An 18570-nucleotide genomic window follows, 5' to 3' on the forward strand; every position below is an offset into this window, starting at 1 on the left:
CCTGCCGCGGCGATCGGGTTTCCTCTCTCGCTTCGCCGTTCGCCCGGCCGGGGTGGGGCAACGTGGGGAAGGGTCAGTTCAGGGGCGGGGTGCTTGCCGGTGGCCGGCGGTGATGCGTGGCCTGCTCGTAGTCGAATCCGAGCCCGAGCAGTGCCGGTTCGCTGAACGGCCGCCCCAGTAGTTCGACGCCCACCGGCATGCCGTCGGGCGTGAAGCCGGCCGGGATCGTCAGGGCGGGGAACCCGGTGTTGGCGGCGAGGGCGCAGACCCTGAGCCCCTCCTGAGGCCGCCCGATCGGCGCGGCCTGCTGTGAGACCGCCGGGTAGACCAGCGCGTCCAGGTCGTTGTCCTCAAACAGCCTGTGGAGCAGCTGCTGCGCCTGCGCGCGCCGGGCCAGCCGTTGACGGTAGACGTCCTGCGGGCCGGTCGAGGTGCCCAGCCGTTCCTTGAGCCGCTTCAGGACCGTGGGCGTGACCTGGCCGGAGGTGACGATGTCAGCCAGGGTCACGATGTCGGCCGGTGGCTCCAGCCGGGCCAGCGAACGGGGGAACCGTGTGCCCGGCGTCGCCAGGTAGCGATTGAGGTCGCGTTCGGTCTCGTCGGTGAACACGCTGGAGTCGTCCACCGCCGAAACCAGCGCGGGCTGGGCCGGTAGATCGACGACGGTCGCACCCTGCGAGGCCATGTCCCCGGCGGCCGCCCGGACCAGCGCCGTCGTGACCTGCGCGGGCCCCGACGTGCTCAGGTAGTCGGTGAACACGCCGACGCGGGCGCCGACCAGAGCGGTGTCGTCCAGCGTGGCGGTGTAGGTGCGGGGGATCCGTCCGATGGACGCCCTGGTGGACGGGTCGTCCGGGTCGTATCCGGCGGTGGCGTCCAGGATCAGTGCGATGTCGCTGACCGACTTGGCGATGGGGCCACCGACGTCCTGTGTGTCGGAGAGAGGCGCGATGCCGTCACGGCTGGACAGGCCCTGGCTCGGCCGCAGGCCGACCAGGCTGTTGTGCGCCGCCGGGCTGCGGATGGAGCCGCAGGTGTCTGAGCCCAGACCGGCCGCGCCGAAGCCGGCGGCGACACCGGCGCCCGTGCCGCCGCTGGAGCCGCCCAGGTTGCGGGTCTGGTCGTAGGGGTTGCGGGTCTGCCCACCGAGCGAGCTGATGGTCTCGATGCCGGAGGCGAACTCGTGCAGGTTGGTCTTGGCGACGACGATCGCGCCGGCCGCGCGCAGCCGCGCGACCTGTTCGGCGTCATCGGCGGGACGCCAGTGCCTCAGCGCCAGCGAACCGCTGGATGTGGGCAGGTCTCCTGTGTCGTAGTTGTCCTTGACCAGGATCGGGACGCCGTGCAGCGGGCCGCGGACGCGTCCCCGCCGACGTTCGGCGTCGAGCCGGGCGGCATCGGCGATCGCCGCCGGGTTCATGCGAATGACCGCATTGACACCGGGCTGGTCGGCGTACGCCTGCTCGTAAGCGTCGATGCGTGCCTGGTATGCCTTGACCAACCGGACCGAGGTGACCTGGCCGCTCGCCAGTAGCTCGCGCAACTTGGTGGCGTCCATGTCCACCACCCACTCAGCGATGTCGGCCGGTGTCGCCCGGTCGCCCGTCGCCGCGCCGGCTGTGACCGCGGGCGCCGTAAGGAGGACGACGCCGGCCGCCAGGGCCGCCGCTCGGGTGTGCCGGTTTCGCCTTCGTCTTGCCACATCGGCCTCCTCGTCACCGATTGGCGCCTCGAGGTACAAGCACGGGAGATGTGCGTTCGGCCCCGCCGACCGTGAACAGCCGCTGACTGTGCCGCCTAGATTATGGCTCGGGAGTGCCGCAGCGGCCATCCCCCATATCCCGGCCCCTCGGGCGCCGGAGAATTCCCGGGAGTCTCCGGTGGGCTCCGCACAGGGTCAGTCCCGGTCGACGTCGGCCACGGCAAACGCCGGCGCCATCCCGACACACCGTTTCGCCGCCCTCCAGCTCCGTACCAGGGCTGTGCCGAACGGCGGAAATCCACCGGATTCAGGTCTTACGACCTCGTGCGTGATTGGCCGTGGCCTCTGAGGTCCTGGCTCGTCGGCCAGAACACTCGGACGGACGATCATCCTGGAGAACCGGCGAGTCATGGGCCTGTCGCCGGACTTCGAAACAGGACCCGACCGAGCGCCGGCGGGCGCTCGGCTGGACGGCGTCCCCAGGCCGAGATCAGCGGCGCGAGTGTCAGGTCGAGTTCACCCGCGTGGATGGCGGCCAGGTGCGCGTCGATCTCGGCGTCGTCGGCCAGGCCGGTCGTGAGCAGCTCGCCGCGTACATGCCGGATGGTCGCCGCCTCAAGCCGGTCGCAGGCCGGCCCGCCGACCGGGAAGGAGCCCGCCGCGGCGACGTCCACCAAGCCGGCCTCACGCAGTGCCCGCGGCAGTGTCCGGCCGTAACGCAGGTCCGCGCCGCGGCGCCTCAGCAGCTCCCGGACCGCGTCGCGCAGCCGGTTGGCCCGCCGCTGTGCCGGGCCGTTGTCGTCCAGGCACGCCAGTGGCTGCAGAGCGGTGTCGGCGTCCTCGACCAGCAGCCAGCCACCGGGCCGCAGCGCCGCCACCATCGTGGCCAACGCACGAGCCCGGTCGGGTACGTGGACCAGCACGAGCCGGGCGTGCACCAGATCGAACGTCCCCGGCTCCGGGGGTGGATCGGCGGCGACGTCGTGCCGGCGCACCTCGTACCCGCCGCCTGCCTCCAGCCACGACGGGTCGATGTCCGTGGCCAGCACGTACCCGGTCGGACCGACGGCCGCCGCGAGCGCCTCGGGGACACTGCGGCCACCGGCCCCCACCTCCCAGCAGCGCGAACCGGCCCCGATCCCCAGCCGATCGAGGTGCCCCCGCGTCACACCGTCGAACAGCTCGGCCAGCCAGACGAATCGCTCGCCCGCCTCGGCGCGCGCGTTGTCCAGCAGGTACCCGCGGGCGGGAGCGGGCTCTCCACCGAGCGCGGTGGTCCCGTCCGCCGGATCCGGTCGGCCACCGACGTGCGGCGAGCCGGGCGAGGAGGTCATCACCACATGGTCACCTCCCCGGATCACCGGCGCCACGACGACGGGGGAGGGATATCTCACACAGCCGGCGAACCTCGCACCGTCCAGCGGCGTTCACGCCTCGGTCGCGTCCGGCGACCGGCCGGGATCTCGCTAGGGTCCGCACGACGAGCGGTGTTCGGCGGGGGAGAGGCCGTAGGCGGCGCGGAAGGCACGGCTGAAATGAGCGTTGTTGATAAAACCCCAGCGGGCGGCTATGAGATGGATCGGCTGGGAGCGCAGGGCGGGATCGGCCAGGTCGCGGTGGCAGTGTTCCAGGCGGCACCGGCGGATCCAGGCGGCCACGGTCAGGTCCTGGTCGCGGAAGAGCTGGTACAGGTGACGGATGGAGATCTGGTGGGCGGCGGCGATGGCCTCGGGGCGTAGCCCCGGATCGTCGAGGTTGTGCTGGATGAAGGCGTGGATGCGTCTTCGCAGCACCTGCCGGTGGGTTTCCGGTGGCAGGGTGGCGGTTGCTTCGAGGTGGTGGGCGCACACCGCGGCGAACAGGTCCACCGTGACGGCAGACAGACGGGCGGCGTCGTCGGTGGTGTAGCCGGAGGCGTGCTGTACCAGGTGTTCCAGGTGGTGGCGGAACAGGGCGCCGATGCCGTCGTGGGAGGGCAGGTGGGTGGAGACCATCGAGGTGAGTTTGTCGGCAGGCAGCGGTAACGCGGCCTTGGGGATCTGCAGGACCATGCCGTCGAAGGTGCCGGTGCCGTCGGCGACGATCTGGCCGTGATAGGGGTGTGAGTTGTCGTAGAACACCATGTCCGCCGACCCTGCGGTCGTCTGCCTGTCGAACTGGGTCATCTGGGTGACGCCGCGCCGGGCGAGCGACAGACAGTAGGTTTCCGGGTCTGAGCGGCGGATCATCGCGGCGGTGCGACGTGACCGCAGGGACGGATAGGTCATCTCGTACACCTGCGTCGTGCCGAAGTCGAGCACGCGCGAAACGGCGCGGAAGTCGGCCTCGTGATCGCTGCGGGCCAGGGTGGGCACCAGGGACTGTGCTGCCATCTCGTGCCACATGGCGAACCGGTCGGATGCGGGCACGTCCTCGGTGCGGAACACGGCCTCGATCATCGCCGGCTCCCCGCGGTGTGTTCCGTGTCCGCCGGGAAAGGTGTCGCCGGTCTCCTGCGTTCACTGATGTCCACGAAGTGGTCCTTTCGCGTCTCAGGTGGTGCGGGGTTTCTGCGGCCGTTCACCCGTAGATGATCTGGGGATCACCGGGAGAACCGCGTGTGTTCGAGCCCGCCCGGCAGCTCACCGTTCGAGAAGTCCCGCCAGGAGCTCGCCCGGGACCTGTGCCACGGCAAGCGTGGCCTCATTCGCCAGGCGTACCGGGACGGCATGGAGGAGACCGGCTCGGCCTGGTCCTGAACGCCAGGTTCTGTGGACGACCCGCTACATCGACGCCGCCATGGCCCGGCCGCGGGCCGACGGCCCGTCACTCCTCGAAGCGTTCGCGCGGGCCACGGTGCTGGAGCGGGTACCGACAGGCACGGTGACCTGCCGGCCGGGTGCTATGGGGCCGGGGGCCTTCACCGGGCTGCCGGGCCGGAGGTGAAGAACGCGGCCATCCACTCCAGGCCTCGCTCGCCGAACATCGTGTCCAGGTTGGCGGCGGACCCGGTGGCGGACGCCTGGCCGCGCGGGAAGAGGGCCTCCTCGTACGCGGCCAGGGCGGCCTCGGTGTCGCCGGGATGGGCGGCGACGGCCAGGGCGAGTTCGGCGCCGTCGACCATGGCGAGGTTGGCGCCCTCCCCGGCGAAGGGGGACATCACGTGGGCGGCGTCACCGAGCAGCGTCACGCCCGGGACACGGTCCCAGCGGTGCCCGACGGGCAGGGCGTGAATACGGCGCGGGCTGATCGTCTCCGCGTCGGCGACCAGGCCGCGCAGGCCCTCGTCCCAGCCCTCGAAGTGGGCGAGGACCGCAGCCTTGGCGGCGGCTTGGTCGGTGAAGTCGACCGTGTCCAGCCAGCCTTCGTCGACCTTGAGCGCCGTGTAGACGTGGAGACCGCCGTCGGTCTCCCGATGGGCGAGGACACCGCGTTCGTGCCCCAGGGCGATGAGGAATCCGCCGCCTACGACCGCGGCGCTGCGCGGGTGGCGGATGTCGGCCTCGAACAGGTCGGTCTCGACGAAGGAGATGCCCGTGTAGGCGGGCCTGGCGTCCGAGACCAGCGGCCTGATCCGGGACCAGGCGCCGTCCGCGCCGATCAGGAGATCGGTCGTGATGGTCGAGCCGTCGGCGAACGCCACCTCGTGGCACCCGCCGCCCAGCGCCCGGGCGCCGGTGGCCTTTCTGCCCCAGTGGATCGTGTCGTCGGGCAGAGAGTCGAGCAGCAGGTCACGCAGGTCGCCGCGGTCCACCTCCGGCCGGCCGCCGGTGCCGTCGTCCTCCTCGGCCACGTGCACCGTGCCGTCGGGGCCGAGCAGGCGCATGCCCTGTCCACCCTCATGGATGATCTTGAGGAAGTCGTCGTGGAGGCCGGCGACGTGCAGTGCCTTCTGCCCGTCGTTCTCGTGGATGTCGAGCAGGCCGCCCTGGGTACGGGTCGCCGCCGACGCCTCCCGCTCGAAGATCGTCGACTCGATGCCCCTGACGTGCAGGACACGGGCGGCGGTCAGGCCGCCGAGGCCTCCACCGATGATCGCGACAGGAAAATGACCGGTACTCATGGGGCCTCCGAAAGGGTTGGGAGAACGCCTCTGTTCGCCGAGTTGTCACCGACGACGTGGCACGGTCTCTTCGAAGGACGGGGGTGGCGACATCTCGGTCACTCCCATCACCGTACCGAACATGTTCGTGGCGAACAAGTTCGCTCCAGCGGGTGCCGGAGGTGGGCGGCGGGAGAACCCCGCTCTCCCGCCCCTCCCAGGGTCAATCCGCTGCGTCCGGGACCGGCGTGTGCGTGATTCCGTTGACGAGGACGTCAAAGCTCCAGCGGAGCCTGTCCTGCACCGAGCCACCGATCAGGGCGGGCATATGCGCCGTGATCGACGGATGCGTGGTGGCATCCACGGTGCGCAGCGCGCGTACGGCGGCGTTCCAGTCGTCCTCGGAGGCGGGGTCGTGTTCGCGTGTCGAGTGCTCGGCGGCGGTGACCGTCGCATCCTGGAGCAGTTTGTCCACCCCCCAGGCGACCTGCCCGCGGCCGGCGCCACTGCGCGAAAGGAGAGCCAGGATGCGCTCCACCAGGCGCAGGTAGTTCTCCCCGCTCGGGCGGGCGACGAGCGCGGCCCGCGCGAGCTGCGGGTGCTCGAACAGCACCAGGGTGTACGACGTCATGACAGCGCGGAGCTGCTCGCGCCAGTCCTCACCGCCGTCCCGTCCGGTCAGGTCGACCTCGCCGAGCAGGGAATCCAGAACGGCCGCGTGCAGTTCGGCGGTGTTGGCGACGTAGACGTACAGCGACGCCGGACCGGTGTCCAACTCCTGCGCCAGGCGGCGCATCGTGACCTTCCCCAGCCCCTCCGCTCGCATGATCCGCACGGCGGTGTCCACGATCCCGCGCCGAGACAGGGCGGGCTTCGCCGGACGTTCCCGGCGGCTGATCGGTTCTCTTCTCGCGGCCATAACCCGATCGTAACGAACATGTTCGTAGTGCGGGTTCGCCGGGTTCGTTCCTCCCGCAATGCCGAAAACAGCCGCTTAAGCCTGGCATTGATGAAGCTGTCATGAAGTACGCCGGACCGGCATCCGAAGCTTCACCGATTTCCGTGAACGCGGCGTTGAGGACGCGGAGAAGGCGGCCGGCAATGTCGTTCCAGGCCGAACGGCACGTCGACCTGTACAGCCGGTTCAAGGTCGGCAAGCCGGAAATCGCCCAGTCGGACTGCCGGGTCAGTCACCGTGTCTCAATATGAGAGCACGATATTTCCCTCTAAAGCGGGATTTATCACCTGGCACCTTTGGTGGAAGATCCACGTAACTCGTCCATATCAGGTCGGGCCGCATCACCTCCATCGTCCGGCCCTTGGGGGTTCCGCCGGGTGCTGGCACACCCCCCGGGAACCCCACCTCTCGGAGGAACACGTGCGACGAAGAATTTCCCTGCTGGGCCTCGCGTTCGCCGTCATCGCCCTGCTGCTTCCCATCCCCACCGGGGTCGCCGCCTCGGCCATCGCCTGGTCACCCTGCCAGGACGATCCCGGCTTCGACTGCGGGACGGTGTCCGTACCGATCGACTGGAACAGGCGGAACGGGCCGAGGGTCGACCTGGCGCTGGCTCGGCACAGGGCCACCGACCCCGCCGCCAGGGTCGGCTCTCTGCTGATCAATCCCGGCGGGCCGGGTGGGTCCGGGGTCGACTTCGTCAGGCGAGGCCCAACTGGCTGAGCGACGAACTCCACCGCCGCTTCGACATCGTCGGCTTCGATCCGCGTGGTGTGGCCCGCAGCCACCCCATCGTCTGCTCCGGCGAGGCGCTGAACCGCACGCCGTACCTGGTCCCGGCGAACGCGGCCCAGTTCGAGGCGCTGCGTGTGGCCATCACCGATCTGCGCGCCGACTGCCGGGCCCGTACCGGCCCGCTCTACGACCAGGTGAACACCCTCAACGTGGTACGTGACCTGGACGCCATCAGGTCGGCCCTGGGCGAGGAGAAGCTGACCTTCTACGGCGTGTCCTACGGCACGCTGCTCGGTCAGCAGTACGCGGAGATGTACCCGCGCCGGGTGCGTGCCCTCGCGCTGGACAGCAACGTCGATCACAGCCTGGACATGAAGGAGTTCTTCGACACCGAGGCCGTCGCCGTCCAGGACTCCTTCGACGAGTTCGCGAACTGGTGCGCACGGTCGCAGAGCTGCGCGTTGCACGAGCGGGGCGTACGTACGGTCTGGACCCGGCTGCTGGCCAAGGCCGACCGTGGCGAGCTGCGAAACCCGGAGTTCCCCAACATCCCCGTGACGGCTCTCTCGCTGATCAGCGAGGCGCACCTGAGGTTCTACGGCCCGCAGTGGGAGTTCCTCGCGCAGCTCCTGGTCGACCTCGACAACGGCGCCGCCCTGCCTCCCGGCGTTCTCGCCCCCTACCAGAACGGCGAGGTGGCTCCCTTCCCCTTCCCGGCTCTGTGCCAGGACTTCGACCTGCGGGCCCGGGGCTACCGCGAGTACGTCGGCCATCTGCGCCGCTCGGCCAGGCTCGCGCCCGACATGAGGTACGGCCCGCTCGCCGCCACGCTGGCGCCCATCTGCCTGGCCCAGCCCACACCGATCCCCAATCCCCAGCGTCCCACGCGGGTCCGTGACAGTTTCCCGCTCCTGCTGGGCACCACGCTGCACGACCCCGCCACGCCCTATGAGTGGACCGTCGGCCTCGCCCGTCAGCTCGGCCCGTACGCCAGGGTGCTCACCTACGAGGGCTGGGGCCACGGTTCCTACGGCTGGAGCGACTGCACCACCGGCACCTTCGACGCCTACCTGATCTCTCGAACGCTGCCGCCGCGCGGAAAGCGCTGCGAGGCCGTCTCACCCGCCTCCGGCCTCACCGCCAGGCTGCCACAACCGCCTCCGGCCCACGTCCGGACGCCCGTCCTCCCCGGCTGGCCGTCCCTGTCCTGACCTCCGGCGAGCGCCGTGGGGACCACCGGTCGGGTCGCCGACCTTGTTCACAACACCTCCTCCGGCGCTCAGAAGTGAAGTCATGGCGGGCAGCGAAGGTCGGCGAGCCACCGCCTGTCCGCCATGTCATCCTGTGAACGGAACCTTGAGACAGAGCAGAAACGGTGAGCCCATGAGCTGGTGGCAGGGCCTGCTCGGGTTCGCCGCGGGCTTGCTGATCTCGGTGGTGACCACCCCCGTCGGGGTGTCGGGGGCGGTGTTCCTGCTTCCGGTCCAGCTCAGCGTGCTGCAGGTGCCGAACCCGGCGGTGACGCCCACCAATCTGCTGTTCAACATCGTGGCCGCCCCCGGGGCGTTGCTGCGTTACCGCAGGCGCGGTCGTCTGGGCGGCCCGCTGACCCGCCTGCTGGTGTTCGGCACCCTGCCCGGCGTCGTCGTCGGCGCGCTCGTGCGGGTCTTCCTGCTGCCCGGCGCTCAGGTGTTCCGTCTCCTGGTCGCCTGCCTGCTCTTCCCGCTGGGCCTGTGGCTGTGCGTGCGCGCCGTACGCCCACCCCGCCGCCACAGCGCGCCGGATGACCCCTCGCCGGGCGCCGTCACCGCGCTCGCACTGGCCGTGGGGGTCGTCGGCGGGATGTACGGCATCGGCGGTGGATCGCTCCTTGGGCCGATCCTGGTCGGGCGTGGCCTGCCGGTCGCCACGGTCGCCCCCGCCGCGCTGGCCTCGACGTTCCTCACCTCGATCGCCGGCGCGCTCACCTACACCGTCCTGGCGCTGACCGCCCCCGGCGACATCGCACCGGACTGGACGCTGGGTCTTTTGTGCGGCCTGGGCGGGCTGGTCGGCGGCTACCTCGGCGCCCATCTGCAGCCCCGTCTGCCGGAAACCGGTCTACGGCTGCTGCTGGGAGCCCTGGCCGTCGCCCTGGCCGGCCTCTACGCGGTCCAGGCACTCATCTGATGGCCGTGTGGGCGACTCCTGACGGGCGGTCACACCAGACGCACCGCCCCGGTACCGCGGGAGGACAGACACGGCTGTTTCGTAGGCGACCCAGGCCTCGACACGTGGCCTGCCCGGGGTGGTCGACCGACTCGATCGCGTCCGCGACGACGATGTCCAAGACCTCGCTGTGAGCGGTGCGGTCTGAGGGTCCCGCATGTGTCAGAGGCGACCGATCCGCCCTCCAAGGAAAGATCTTCGCTCGTTCGCTCGGGAGAATGGAGAAGAGGAAGGGGCGGCGATCCGCAACGGGCGCCCGTTCAGCGGTTCCTCGTTACGGAACGGCACTCGACGAAGACGTCGACGTCGGCCCGGTGACCAGGTGATACGTGGACGAGCACGGCGCCTCCAGGCCCGCGTTTTGGATATGCGTCGAAAAATCTTATTTCGAAATCCCATTTCGAAATCGGATTTCAAAAACTGTGGGACGTTGATTAATGATTAACTCCGAGGGGAAGGCAGGGGAACATATCCGTACCGCTTCGCGAATACAAGCACGCGCAGCCACTTTCCCGCACATGTCGGAATCCAGGCCTGCCTGCATCCCTTATGGTAAGGGAAGCGTTGAGTCGTGCGTCTTCGCCAAGCCCGACTGCATCGCCGCAGGTAGGAGCGCTCTGGGGGTGGTAGCCCGGGGTGGCTCCTACCTTTCTTTTTGCACCTTTTGCCCCATTCTGTACATGCCTCATGCGGGGACGCGATCCAGGGTCAACGTGGAGGAGACAGCCTAAAATCGGGTGGACACATACACCACGTTCCCCATGGCGCGCGTTTGCCCTTCCTACCAAAGGGCCGGCCTCTCCTACCAAGTGGCCGCGAACCGCGCTTCCGGGGGCATGGTCGGGCTCGGCGAAGGAGACATCAGCGTGAGGCGTCATGAAATCTACGTGATCTGGGGCGGGGTCATGGTGGCCTTGGCCGTCATGGGCATCGCAGGTTACGTCGTGGCACTGCTCGCCCCTGTTGACCCCCTGGTCATCGCGGGCATTTTCACCGGAATGGCGGTACTGCTCGCGGCTGTTCCCCCGATCATCCGCGCGCTGAGGGGACAACCGTGACCGGTCGTGCCCTGAACGCGCCCGTCTTCGAGAGCCTGATTCCAAGGGCCCATCATGGCAGCTTCTGGAGAGAGCTGGACAAAGAAGACCGTGCCAGACTCGTCATGCTCGCCGGCAGGACCCGGCGGGTCGCCGCAGGCGAGACCCTCTTCCACCGAGGTTCCACCGGCAGCGAGGTGCTCATCGTCTTGGAGGGCTTCGTCAAGGTCATGAGCATGGCCGGTGAGACCCTCAACCTCCAGGCGATCCGCGCACCAGGACAGTTGCTCGGTGAGCAAGAAGCCCTGCAGCGCGGTGGGACGACTGTCCGCCGCGTCAGCGCCCAGGCCCTGACGAAGTGCCGAGTGCTCGTCGTGACAAGCGCGGCCTTCAGAAGCTTCCTGGAGGAACACTCGCGAGCGTGGGAGGCACTGGCCAGGGAACTGGGCGACCGGCTGCGAGAGTCGGAAACCCGCGTCGAAGGCATGGCGGCGGATGCGGCCAACCGTCGCCTGGCCCGAGCGCTGGTCTCCCTGCTCGACCCCGGCGAGGTTCTTCGTGTCGGAACCGGCCCGCTGCAGTTGCGTCTCAGTCAGGCCGACCTCGCGTCGTGGATCGGCACCTCGCGCGAGACCGTGGAACGGATCTTGCGGGACTGGCGTACTCGGGGGCTGGTGGAGACCGGTTATCGCTCCATCCGGGTCATGAGCCCCACGGATATGTTCCGTATCGCCGGACTGCCTGGCCTGCCCTTCGCTTCAGCCGTGCCGGCGCCCCGCGTGGCGGGCAAGCGCTGACGCAGATCCGGCGGAGGCTCGTGTGAGGGCCTGCCGGTAGGCCAGGCCCTCACAGACAGGGAGGTCGGCGGACTGTCAGGGCGATCAGGCATGCTCCGAACCGGGCCCGCGGACGACGGAGAGACCAGCCGGGCGCGGGCCGCTGAGCCGGTGGTGAACGGCCGGCAGGTCCTCGGCCTCTCCGGCCCACCCGAACCGCCGCGACGGCCCCACGGCGCACACCGCGTCCAGGACCTCGTTCGGCAGGCGCATGCGGCCCTCGGTGCCGCCACCGTAGCGGTCGGTGCGGCGGTTACCGCCCGGCCGTGGCACGTTGCCGGTAGTAGGTGGCCGTCATCGGCGGAACCCGCCCGGCCTCGTCGGCTCGGTCGCGGGTCATCGGCTCCATCACCATCCGGTTGGTCAGGGTGAGGTCGCCCAGCGAAAAGGATCCGAACAGGTCGGCGGGCATGGGGTCTCCGTTACACTCACGATCTAGGACAGTTGTCCTATGAGACGGTCACGCTCCTCGACGCACTGGCGGCCCAAGGGGGCCGACGGCGGCGCCGAAGGGCTGCTTGACGGTACTAGGACAAGTGACCTAGAGTCCGCTAGGTCAAGCGTCCTAGTGGGGGCGTGACCGATGAGCGTGGTGGCCGAAGGAGGAACCGATGAGTGGCGCGGCGACCCGTGAGCAGATCGTCGATGCCGCGGACCGGCTGTTCTACCACCGCGGCTACGAGCACACCTCGTTCGCCGACATCGCCGCAGCGGTCGGTCTGTCGCGCGGCAACTTCTACTACCACTTCAAGTCCAAGGACGCGATCCTGGGCGCCGTGATCGAGGCCCGGCTCGCCGACACCCGGCACATGCTGGAACAGTGGGAGAGCGAGCAGCCCACCCCCGACGGCCGCATCCTGCGGTTCGTCGAGATCGTGCTGACCAACGGCACCGACATTCAGCGGTACGGCTGCCCGGTGGGCACCTTGAACACCGAGCTCGCCAAGCTCGAACACACCCTCCACGGTCAGGCCCGCGGACTGTTCACGCTGTTCCGCGACTGGCTGTGCGAGCAGTTCGCGCTACTGGGGCACGCCGAACGGGCCGACGACCTGGCCATGCACGTGCTCACCTTCAGCCAAGGCGTCGCCGTGCTGTCCCACACCTTCCGCGACGAGGAATTCGTCCGGCGCGAAGTCGACCGGATGCGCGACTGGCTGAGCACCTACAGGAAATGAGAACGATCTGATGTTCGTGGTCCTGCTTCGCTTCACCGAGAACAAGGGTGCCGCCGGCACGCACATGAGCGGCCACCAGGAGTGGATCAGGCGCGGCTTGGATGATGGCGTGTTCCTGCTGGTCGGCAGTATCAAGCCCGGTCTCGGCGGTGCGGTCCTGGCGCACGGCACCTCGCTTGAGGAACTGGAGAAGCGGGTGAACGACGACCCGTTCGTGGCCGAGAACGTCGTCAGCGCGGAGATCGTCGAGATCGCGCCAGGCATGGCGGACGAGCGCCTGGGCTTCCTGCTGTGACGACGCCGCTCCTCGGTCCGGACGGCCGCCGCTCCACCGTCGCAGCCTCGCCGACCTGATTCGCGACCGGTCCGTCGAGCGCACGCGCAGGGTGTCGTCTTCGCGTACCCCGGCACCACACGTCGACGCTGATCTCGTCAGAGAGAGGATCCGCGACAGCGGTAGGGTCCGTCGCATGCCCCTGAACCCGAATGAGCTCCTCACCGAGGGGGCCGCGATACGCCTGGCCGGCGACAACGTCGTCGACTGCGGGACCGACGGCGTCTCGGTCCTGCTCGGCGACGCCGCAACCGTGATCATCGCGGATCCGCGGGACGGGCTCGACGTGAGCGGCGTGTGGAACAGCCGCCGGTTCCACCTTCACGGACCGTTCGTCGACGACGTCGGCGTCCGCCTGTTCGGGCACCTCCCGAACTCTCCCGGATGGAGCTGGGCCCCGCGCCCGGAAGCACGGCCGGTCCATCTGCTGACCCGGCTGCCGGAAGGCTGTGTGTACCTGGGAACCGGCAGGCCCGGGCAGGCCGGATACACGAACGGGCGTCTGAGCCATGCCACCCTGACGATAGAGCCGGAACTGACCTCGGAACTCCTGGACCGGGTCAGGCCGCCTGCCGAACCCGAGACGGTGCCGAACCTGGACTGGCTCACACGTATGACCGCGAGACCACTCGAAGCGCTGACACGGTTCGTCGAGGACTGGATCCCCGAGACCGACCAGGACCTCGGCGACCTCGCCGCGGCTCCATGGGACGTTCCCGAACCGCTTGCCGTGTTCTACCGGCTGGCCCGGCATCGGCCCGCACTGCTCGGTGTTCAGAACCGGCTGCGGCCCCCGCACGCGTGGTGGGAGGAGGACGACGGCCTGATCTCCTTCGGAGACGAGAACCAGGGCGTGTTCACCTGGCTGTTCGATCCGTCGCGCCCTGACCCTGAGGTATGGATAGACCAGGACGGGTACGAGCCGCGCCGCGAGCACCAGCCGATGAGTGGCTTCCTGCTCCAGTTCGCCCTGTACGAGGCCATGATGAACGCCCCCTACCAGGCCCTGTGCGTCGATCTGGCCGCCGAGTACGTTGACACGCTGGCAGCCGCGCTGACTCCGGTGCCGTGGGAGCCCTGGCGCTGGCCGAACGACTCCACGCGCTTCTACGTCGCACCCGGCGTGATCGCCGAAATGACGGACCAGGGGCACGGGAACGTCTCGGTGTGGGCCGGTGCGGTACATCGCAGTGTTCTGCGGCCGCTGGGACGGCTCGGAATCCCCTGGACCGACTTCGACGGCTGAGTCACCGGCGGCCCGAGCAACATGCCCGGGCCACCGCCTCACAGCCCATCGGCTCGGATCCGGGTACGCGAGCCCGCTCCGGGGCCCGCGCCGCTTCCGCCCACTGCTCCTGGTCCTGGTCCTGGTCCTGGTCCGCGAAAGGGTCGTCCATGAGAGCGACCGGTCTTTTCGGCGTAAGGTCGACGCCGTACGTGGGATCGCCGAAGCCCTGGTTCGGGCACCGAGGAGCCGTCGATGCTGGACCGGGATTCGCCGCGTGCCGCGCGTCTGGCCGGTTACGGGACCGTGAGCACTCAACTGTCCTTGCTGAGCGACCGCCGGCTCGGGGAGGCCGTGGCGGCCGCCACCCCGATGGAGTCGGGCATCGGCGGCAGGTCGGCAGAGCTGGACATCGACGGAACGCGCGTCTTCGTCAAGCGGATCCCTTTGACGGACACCGAATTGCGCCCGGAGAACGTGCGGTCGACGGCGAACGTCTTCGAACTGCCGATGTTCTACCAGTACGGGGTTGGCTCGGCCGGGTTCGGCGCATGGCGGGAGCTTGCCGTGCACACCATGACCACGAACTGGGTTCTCGGCGACGAGTATGCGGGATTCCCCCTGATGTACCACTGGCGGGTTCTGCCTGACTCCCCGCCCGAAGGATTCACCGACGAGTTCGGGGGTCTGGAGGGGGCCGTCGCGCACTGGGAGGGATCGCCCGCCGTTCGTGACCGGCTGGAGGCCATCGGCCGGTCCTCGTGCAGCCTGGTGCTCTTCCTGGAGCACGTGCCGCACACACTCGCCGGATGGCTGGCCGGCCACCGCGAAACCGCCGTGCCGGAAGGCGGGGACGGCTCGCCCTTCCGCTGGGTTGAGGAGGCTCTGACGAGCGGAGCCGCCTTCATGAGTTCTCGCGGACTCGTCCACTTCGATGCTCACTTCGCCAACATCCTGACCGATGGCCGCCGGCTCTACTTCACCGACTTCGGACTCGCTCTGAGCTCTCGCTTCGACCTTTCGGCGGACGAGTCCGGCTTCCTCTCGGACCACCTCGTGTACGACCACTGCTACACCGCGAGCCACCTGCTCCAGTACCACCTGCTCGACGGCGTGCGCGGTGACACGGAGCGTGAAGTCTTCCTGCACGACTGGATCGCAGGCCGGCGACCTGGCGGCATCCCGCCCGAGATCACGGCCATCATCGACCGGCACGCACGTCCTACCGTCGTCCTGGACTCCTTCTTCCGTCGTCTGTTCACCGAGAGCAAGCGGACGCCGTTCCCGGCTGCGGAGATCGAGCGGCAGTTGGGCGCAGGCGCCACGACCCCGAGCTGGTCCGCGCCCTGACCTCGGCTGTCCGGCAGCACGGCACGGCTGCCATGGCTGCCCGCCTCCCGATGGGTCTCTCGGCTTCGGGGCAGCGTGTTGACGTGCGCCGGCGCGGAACAGGAGCGGGTACAGGCGCAGCACGGGCGTGCCGACCTCCTGGGGCTCCTTGTCCGCACCGGCCAGGTCATCGTTCCTGCCATGGATCTCGATGGGCTTCGGACGGTCGTTCGGCCAGGCGAACGTCTCCGGTCACCGGTTCACGCCCCCGCCGCCCGCTCCGCCTCGTACAGGGCGTAGGGGTCGTGCAGCTCGCGGCCGAGGGCGTCGCGTAGCCAGGAGGCGTCCCGCACGGACGCGCGCTGGGACGCGTCGGACCGGCCCTCGCCGGTGAGGTTGGAGGCGAAGATCCCCGCGGCCGATCGGGGCAGGAAGTCCTCGTAGACGATCGGGGAGAGCCCGCCCTCCTCATCGCGTACGTAGTAGGCGAGGCCGGCCTCGTGCAGGGCCGTTTCGGTGTCGGGAAGGGCTCCGATCCCGTGCGCGTGGTAGAGTTCACGGCCCGCCGGGGTGAGCGCGACGCCGCGCTGCTCGACCTCGCCGAACCGCACACGCAGGGAGCCCTCGGTGACGCCGCCGTCCGCCTCGCGGAACCGGCGCGGCTCGGACAGGGCGCGGAAGGACGTCTGCCGCAGCAGGACGTCCGGCCGTCCCGGGGCCGTACGCGGGGGGCCCTGGATCCGGTCGATCATCTCGATGCCGCGTTCGCTCATCCGCTCGTAGAGCGCGTCGATGTCCAGAACGCGGGGGGTCAGGTGGTTGATGTGGGTCGAGGGGACGCCCCCGATGTCGGCGGCGACGCCGGAGATCTCCTCAAGCCGCCGGTACCAGGCCCGGTCGACCGGCTCCGGCGACAGCTCGAACGCCGCGGTCGCCAGCGACAGGAACCGGTCGGCGTCCGCGGCGGACAGACTTCCCCGGCTCTCCATGCGGTCCGCCAGCGAGAGCAGCTCGTCGGGGAACAGGGTCCTCGCGTCCAGGAACTCCCGCAGCTCGGTCTCCGTCCGGCGGTCGAAGAACCGGCGATCGTCGGCCACGAGCACGGAGGTGAACATCCGGAACGGGTTTCGCGCCAGCTCCGCCCGGTCGATCGGCCGGAACGCCGTCGACACCACGGGGATCGGCGGATTCGCCTCGCGGAGGTCGTAGAAGCCGACCGGGTACATGCCGCAGGCACCGAAGATCCGGGCCACCTGCCCGATCTCCGACGGACTGCCGACCCGGATCGCGCCGTGCCGTTCTGCGGTCACCCGTTCGATCGAGCCGAGGCGCTCGGCCTCCGCGCCCGAGGAGGCGATCACGTCGGCGTTCACCTCCTGCGACACCTCGACCAGCGTGGTGTACGCCGGGACCTCCCGGCCGTAGAGCGCCGACAGGCTCGACGCGAAGCGGGTCCGCAGCTCGGTTGGGGTCACCGTGTTCATCGTTCCTCCTGGCTTCAGCCGAATTCGACGCCCTGGGCGAGCGGCAGTTCGGTGGAGTAGTTGATCGTGTTGGTGGCGCGTCGCATGTAGGAGCGCCACGCGTCGGAACCCGATTCGCGTCCGCCGCCGGTGTCCTTCTCGCCGCCGAACGCTCCGCCGATCTCGGCACCGGACGGGCCGATGTTGACGTTCGCGATGCCGCAGTCCGAGCCGGCCGCCGACATGAACGTCTCGGCCTCCCGCACGTCGAGGGTGAAGATCGACGACGACAGCCCCTGGGGCACCGCGTTGTGCAGGGCGACGGCCTCGTCGAGGTCGCGGTAGCCGAGCACGTACAGGATCGGGGCGAACGTCTCCTCCCGCACGATCTCGGTCTGTTCGGGCATGTCGACGATCGCCGGGCGTACGTACTGCCCGCCTCCGCCGATGCCCTCGGCGCGGGTGCCCCCGGTGACCAGGGTCCCGCCGTCGGCCTGCGCCTTCTTGACCGCCAGCAGGAAGGCCTCCGTGGTGGCCTCGTCGATCAGCGGTCCGACGAGCGTGGACGGCTCCAGCGGGGAGCCGATCGGCAACGTCTCGTACGCCGCCTTGAGCCGTGCCAGGAGCTCGGCGCGGATCGACTCGTGCACGATGATCCGCCGCAGTGACGTACAGCGCTGCCCGGCGGTGCCGACGGCCGAGAACACGATGCCGCGCACGGTGAGGTCGAGGTCGGCCGAGGGGGCGACGATCGCCGCGTTGTTGCCGCCGAGCTCCAGCAGGGTACGGCCCAGCCGGGCGGCCACGAGTGGGGCGACCTCCTTGCCCATCCGGGTCGAACCGGTGGCCGAGACGAGCGGGACCCTGGGGTCCCTGACGAGGGTCTCACCGATCTCGCGGTCGCCGAGCAGTACCTGCGAGAGGCCGTCAGGCGCGCCGGCCCGCCGGGCGGCCTCCTCGATCAGCGCCTGACACGCCAGTGCGGTGAGCAGCGTCTTCTCCGACGGCTTCCACACCACCGCGTCCCCGCACACGAAGGCCAGCGCGCTGTTCCACGACCACACGGCGACCGGGAAGTTGAACGCCGAGATGACGCCGACCACCCCGAGCGGGTGCCACTGCTCCATCATCCGGTGCCCGGGGCGCTCGGTCGCGATCGTCAGCCCGTGCAGCTGGCGGGACAGGCCGACCGCGAGGTCGCAGATGTCGATCATCTCCTGGACCTCGCCCAGTCCCTCGGACACGATCTTCCCCGCCTCGATCGTGACGAGTTCTCCGAGGTCGTGTTTGTGCTCGCGCAGCAGTTCGCCGAGCTCACGTACCAGGCGTCCGCGCACCGGGGCCGGAACCGTACGCCACAGCTCGAACGCCTCCCGCGCCCGCCCGATCGCGGCCTCGGCCTCCTGCGGTGTGTGGGCGCGCAACCGGCCGATCACGCCGCCGTCGACGGGCGAACGGGCGACCAGTTCGCCGTCCTCGTCGAAGGGGTCCGCCACGCCGAGGCGTTCGAGGATCTCGCGAGCCCGCGTGCTGATGTCTGTCAC

Annotated in this window: 19 protein-coding genes; 10 read left to right on the forward strand and 9 right to left on the reverse strand. The window is 69.5% G+C overall.

The genetic code is table 11. From position 1 onward, the window contains the following. Window positions 1–73: 73 nt before the first annotated feature. The 3 genes from ACFYY8_RS17730 to ACFYY8_RS17740 form a co-directional block, all read right to left on the reverse strand. Window positions 74–1702: an amidase gene (locus ACFYY8_RS17730; protein WP_390041952.1), complete on the reverse strand. Its 1629-nt coding sequence runs from the start codon at window positions 1700–1702 to the stop codon at window positions 74–76. 407 nt (window positions 1703–2109) lie between these two features. Next, window positions 2110–3036, reverse strand: coding sequence for a methyltransferase domain-containing protein (locus ACFYY8_RS17735; RefSeq protein ID WP_390041954.1), 927 nt, complete (start codon window positions 3034–3036; stop codon window positions 2110–2112). A gap of 132 nt (window positions 3037–3168) precedes the next feature. Beyond that, entirely contained in the window at window positions 3169–4140 is a 972-nt protein-coding gene (locus ACFYY8_RS17740) for a helix-turn-helix domain-containing protein (protein ID WP_390041956.1), read from the reverse strand. 159 nt (window positions 4141–4299) lie between these two features. Here ACFYY8_RS17740 and ACFYY8_RS17745 point away from each other — a divergent pair, with 159 nt between their 5' ends. Then, window positions 4300–4440, forward strand: coding sequence for a hypothetical protein (locus ACFYY8_RS17745; RefSeq protein WP_390041958.1), 141 nt, complete (start codon window positions 4300–4302; stop codon window positions 4438–4440). Window positions 4441–4601: 161 nt separating this feature from the next. Here the strand turns inward: ACFYY8_RS17745 and ACFYY8_RS17750 are convergent, their stop codons facing one another. Continuing rightward, a complete protein-coding gene (locus ACFYY8_RS17750; RefSeq protein ID WP_390041961.1) occupies window positions 4602–5744 on the reverse strand; it encodes an FAD-dependent oxidoreductase in 1143 nt (380 codons plus the stop codon). A 202-nt stretch (window positions 5745–5946) separates the two neighbouring features. Next, window positions 5947–6642, reverse strand: coding sequence for a TetR/AcrR family transcriptional regulator (locus ACFYY8_RS17755; protein WP_390041963.1), 696 nt, complete (start codon window positions 6640–6642; stop codon window positions 5947–5949). A 459-nt stretch (window positions 6643–7101) separates the two neighbouring features. On the opposite strand from ACFYY8_RS17755, the gene ACFYY8_RS17760 reads away from it, so the two are divergent. The 5 genes from ACFYY8_RS17760 (at window position 7102) to ACFYY8_RS17780 (ending at window position 11458) form a co-directional block, all read left to right on the forward strand. After that, on the forward strand, window positions 7102–7404 hold the full coding sequence (locus ACFYY8_RS17760) for a hypothetical protein (protein WP_390042439.1): 303 nt from the start codon (window positions 7102–7104) through the stop codon (window positions 7402–7404). Further along, window positions 7401–8627, forward strand: coding sequence for an alpha/beta hydrolase (locus ACFYY8_RS17765; protein WP_390042420.1), 1227 nt, complete (start codon window positions 7401–7403; stop codon window positions 8625–8627). The genes ACFYY8_RS17760 and ACFYY8_RS17765 overlap by 4 nt, the downstream gene beginning before the upstream one ends. Before the next feature lie 172 nt (window positions 8628–8799). Then, window positions 8800–9585, forward strand: a complete 786-nt coding sequence (locus ACFYY8_RS17770) for a TSUP family transporter (RefSeq protein WP_390041965.1) — start codon at window positions 8800–8802, stop codon at window positions 9583–9585. Between the two features lie 905 nt (window positions 9586–10490). Further along, complete coding sequence (locus ACFYY8_RS17775; protein ID WP_390041967.1) at window positions 10491–10682, forward strand: hypothetical protein; 192 nt, start codon at window positions 10491–10493, stop codon at window positions 10680–10682. Then, window positions 10679–11458, forward strand: a complete 780-nt coding sequence (locus tag ACFYY8_RS17780; RefSeq protein WP_390041969.1) for a Crp/Fnr family transcriptional regulator — start codon at window positions 10679–10681, stop codon at window positions 11456–11458. Before ACFYY8_RS17775 ends, ACFYY8_RS17780 begins: the two co-directional genes overlap by 4 nt. Before the next feature lie 84 nt (window positions 11459–11542). On the opposite strand, the gene ACFYY8_RS17785 is transcribed toward ACFYY8_RS17780, so the two are convergent. Then, window positions 11543–11770 carry a hypothetical protein gene (locus ACFYY8_RS17785; protein WP_390041971.1) on the reverse strand — a complete coding sequence of 76 codons (228 nt, stop codon included), beginning with the start codon at window positions 11768–11770 and terminating at the stop codon, window positions 11543–11545. Continuing rightward, on the reverse strand, window positions 11751–11909 hold the full coding sequence (locus ACFYY8_RS17790) for a hypothetical protein (RefSeq protein WP_390041973.1): 159 nt from the start codon (window positions 11907–11909) through the stop codon (window positions 11751–11753). Before ACFYY8_RS17790 ends, ACFYY8_RS17785 begins: the two co-directional genes overlap by 20 nt. A 199-nt stretch (window positions 11910–12108) precedes the next feature. Here ACFYY8_RS17790 and ACFYY8_RS17795 point away from each other — a divergent pair, with 199 nt between their 5' ends. From ACFYY8_RS17795 to ACFYY8_RS17810, 4 genes are all read left to right on the forward strand, one after another. Then, window positions 12109–12675, forward strand: coding sequence for a TetR/AcrR family transcriptional regulator (locus tag ACFYY8_RS17795; RefSeq protein WP_390041975.1), 567 nt, complete (start codon window positions 12109–12111; stop codon window positions 12673–12675). 10 nt (window positions 12676–12685) lie between these two features. After that, window positions 12686–12970 carry a YciI family protein gene (locus tag ACFYY8_RS17800; protein ID WP_390041977.1) on the forward strand — a complete coding sequence of 95 codons (285 nt, stop codon included), beginning with the start codon at window positions 12686–12688 and terminating at the stop codon, window positions 12968–12970. Between the two features lie 175 nt (window positions 12971–13145). Then, entirely contained in the window at window positions 13146–14255 is a 1110-nt protein-coding gene (locus tag ACFYY8_RS17805; RefSeq protein ID WP_390041979.1) for a hypothetical protein, read from the forward strand. A gap of 234 nt (window positions 14256–14489) precedes the next feature. After that, window positions 14490–15584: a protein kinase family protein gene (locus ACFYY8_RS17810; protein WP_390041981.1), complete on the forward strand. Its 1095-nt coding sequence runs from the start codon at window positions 14490–14492 to the stop codon at window positions 15582–15584. Window positions 15585–15823: 239 nt separating this feature from the next. On the opposite strand, the gene ACFYY8_RS17815 is transcribed toward ACFYY8_RS17810, so the two are convergent. Then, on the reverse strand, window positions 15824–17047 hold the full coding sequence (locus tag ACFYY8_RS17815; RefSeq protein ID WP_390041983.1) for a 2-oxoadipate dioxygenase/decarboxylase family protein: 1224 nt from the start codon (window positions 17045–17047) through the stop codon (window positions 15824–15826). 14 nt (window positions 17048–17061) lie between these two features. Continuing rightward, window positions 17062–18570 carry an aldehyde dehydrogenase family protein gene (locus tag ACFYY8_RS17820; protein ID WP_390041985.1) on the reverse strand — a complete coding sequence of 503 codons (1509 nt, stop codon included), beginning with the start codon at window positions 18568–18570 and terminating at the stop codon, window positions 17062–17064.

It is taken from the genome of Streptosporangium sp. NPDC001559, from assembly GCF_042893955.1.
Taxonomy (GTDB): domain Bacteria; phylum Actinomycetota; class Actinomycetes; order Streptosporangiales; family Streptosporangiaceae; genus Streptosporangium.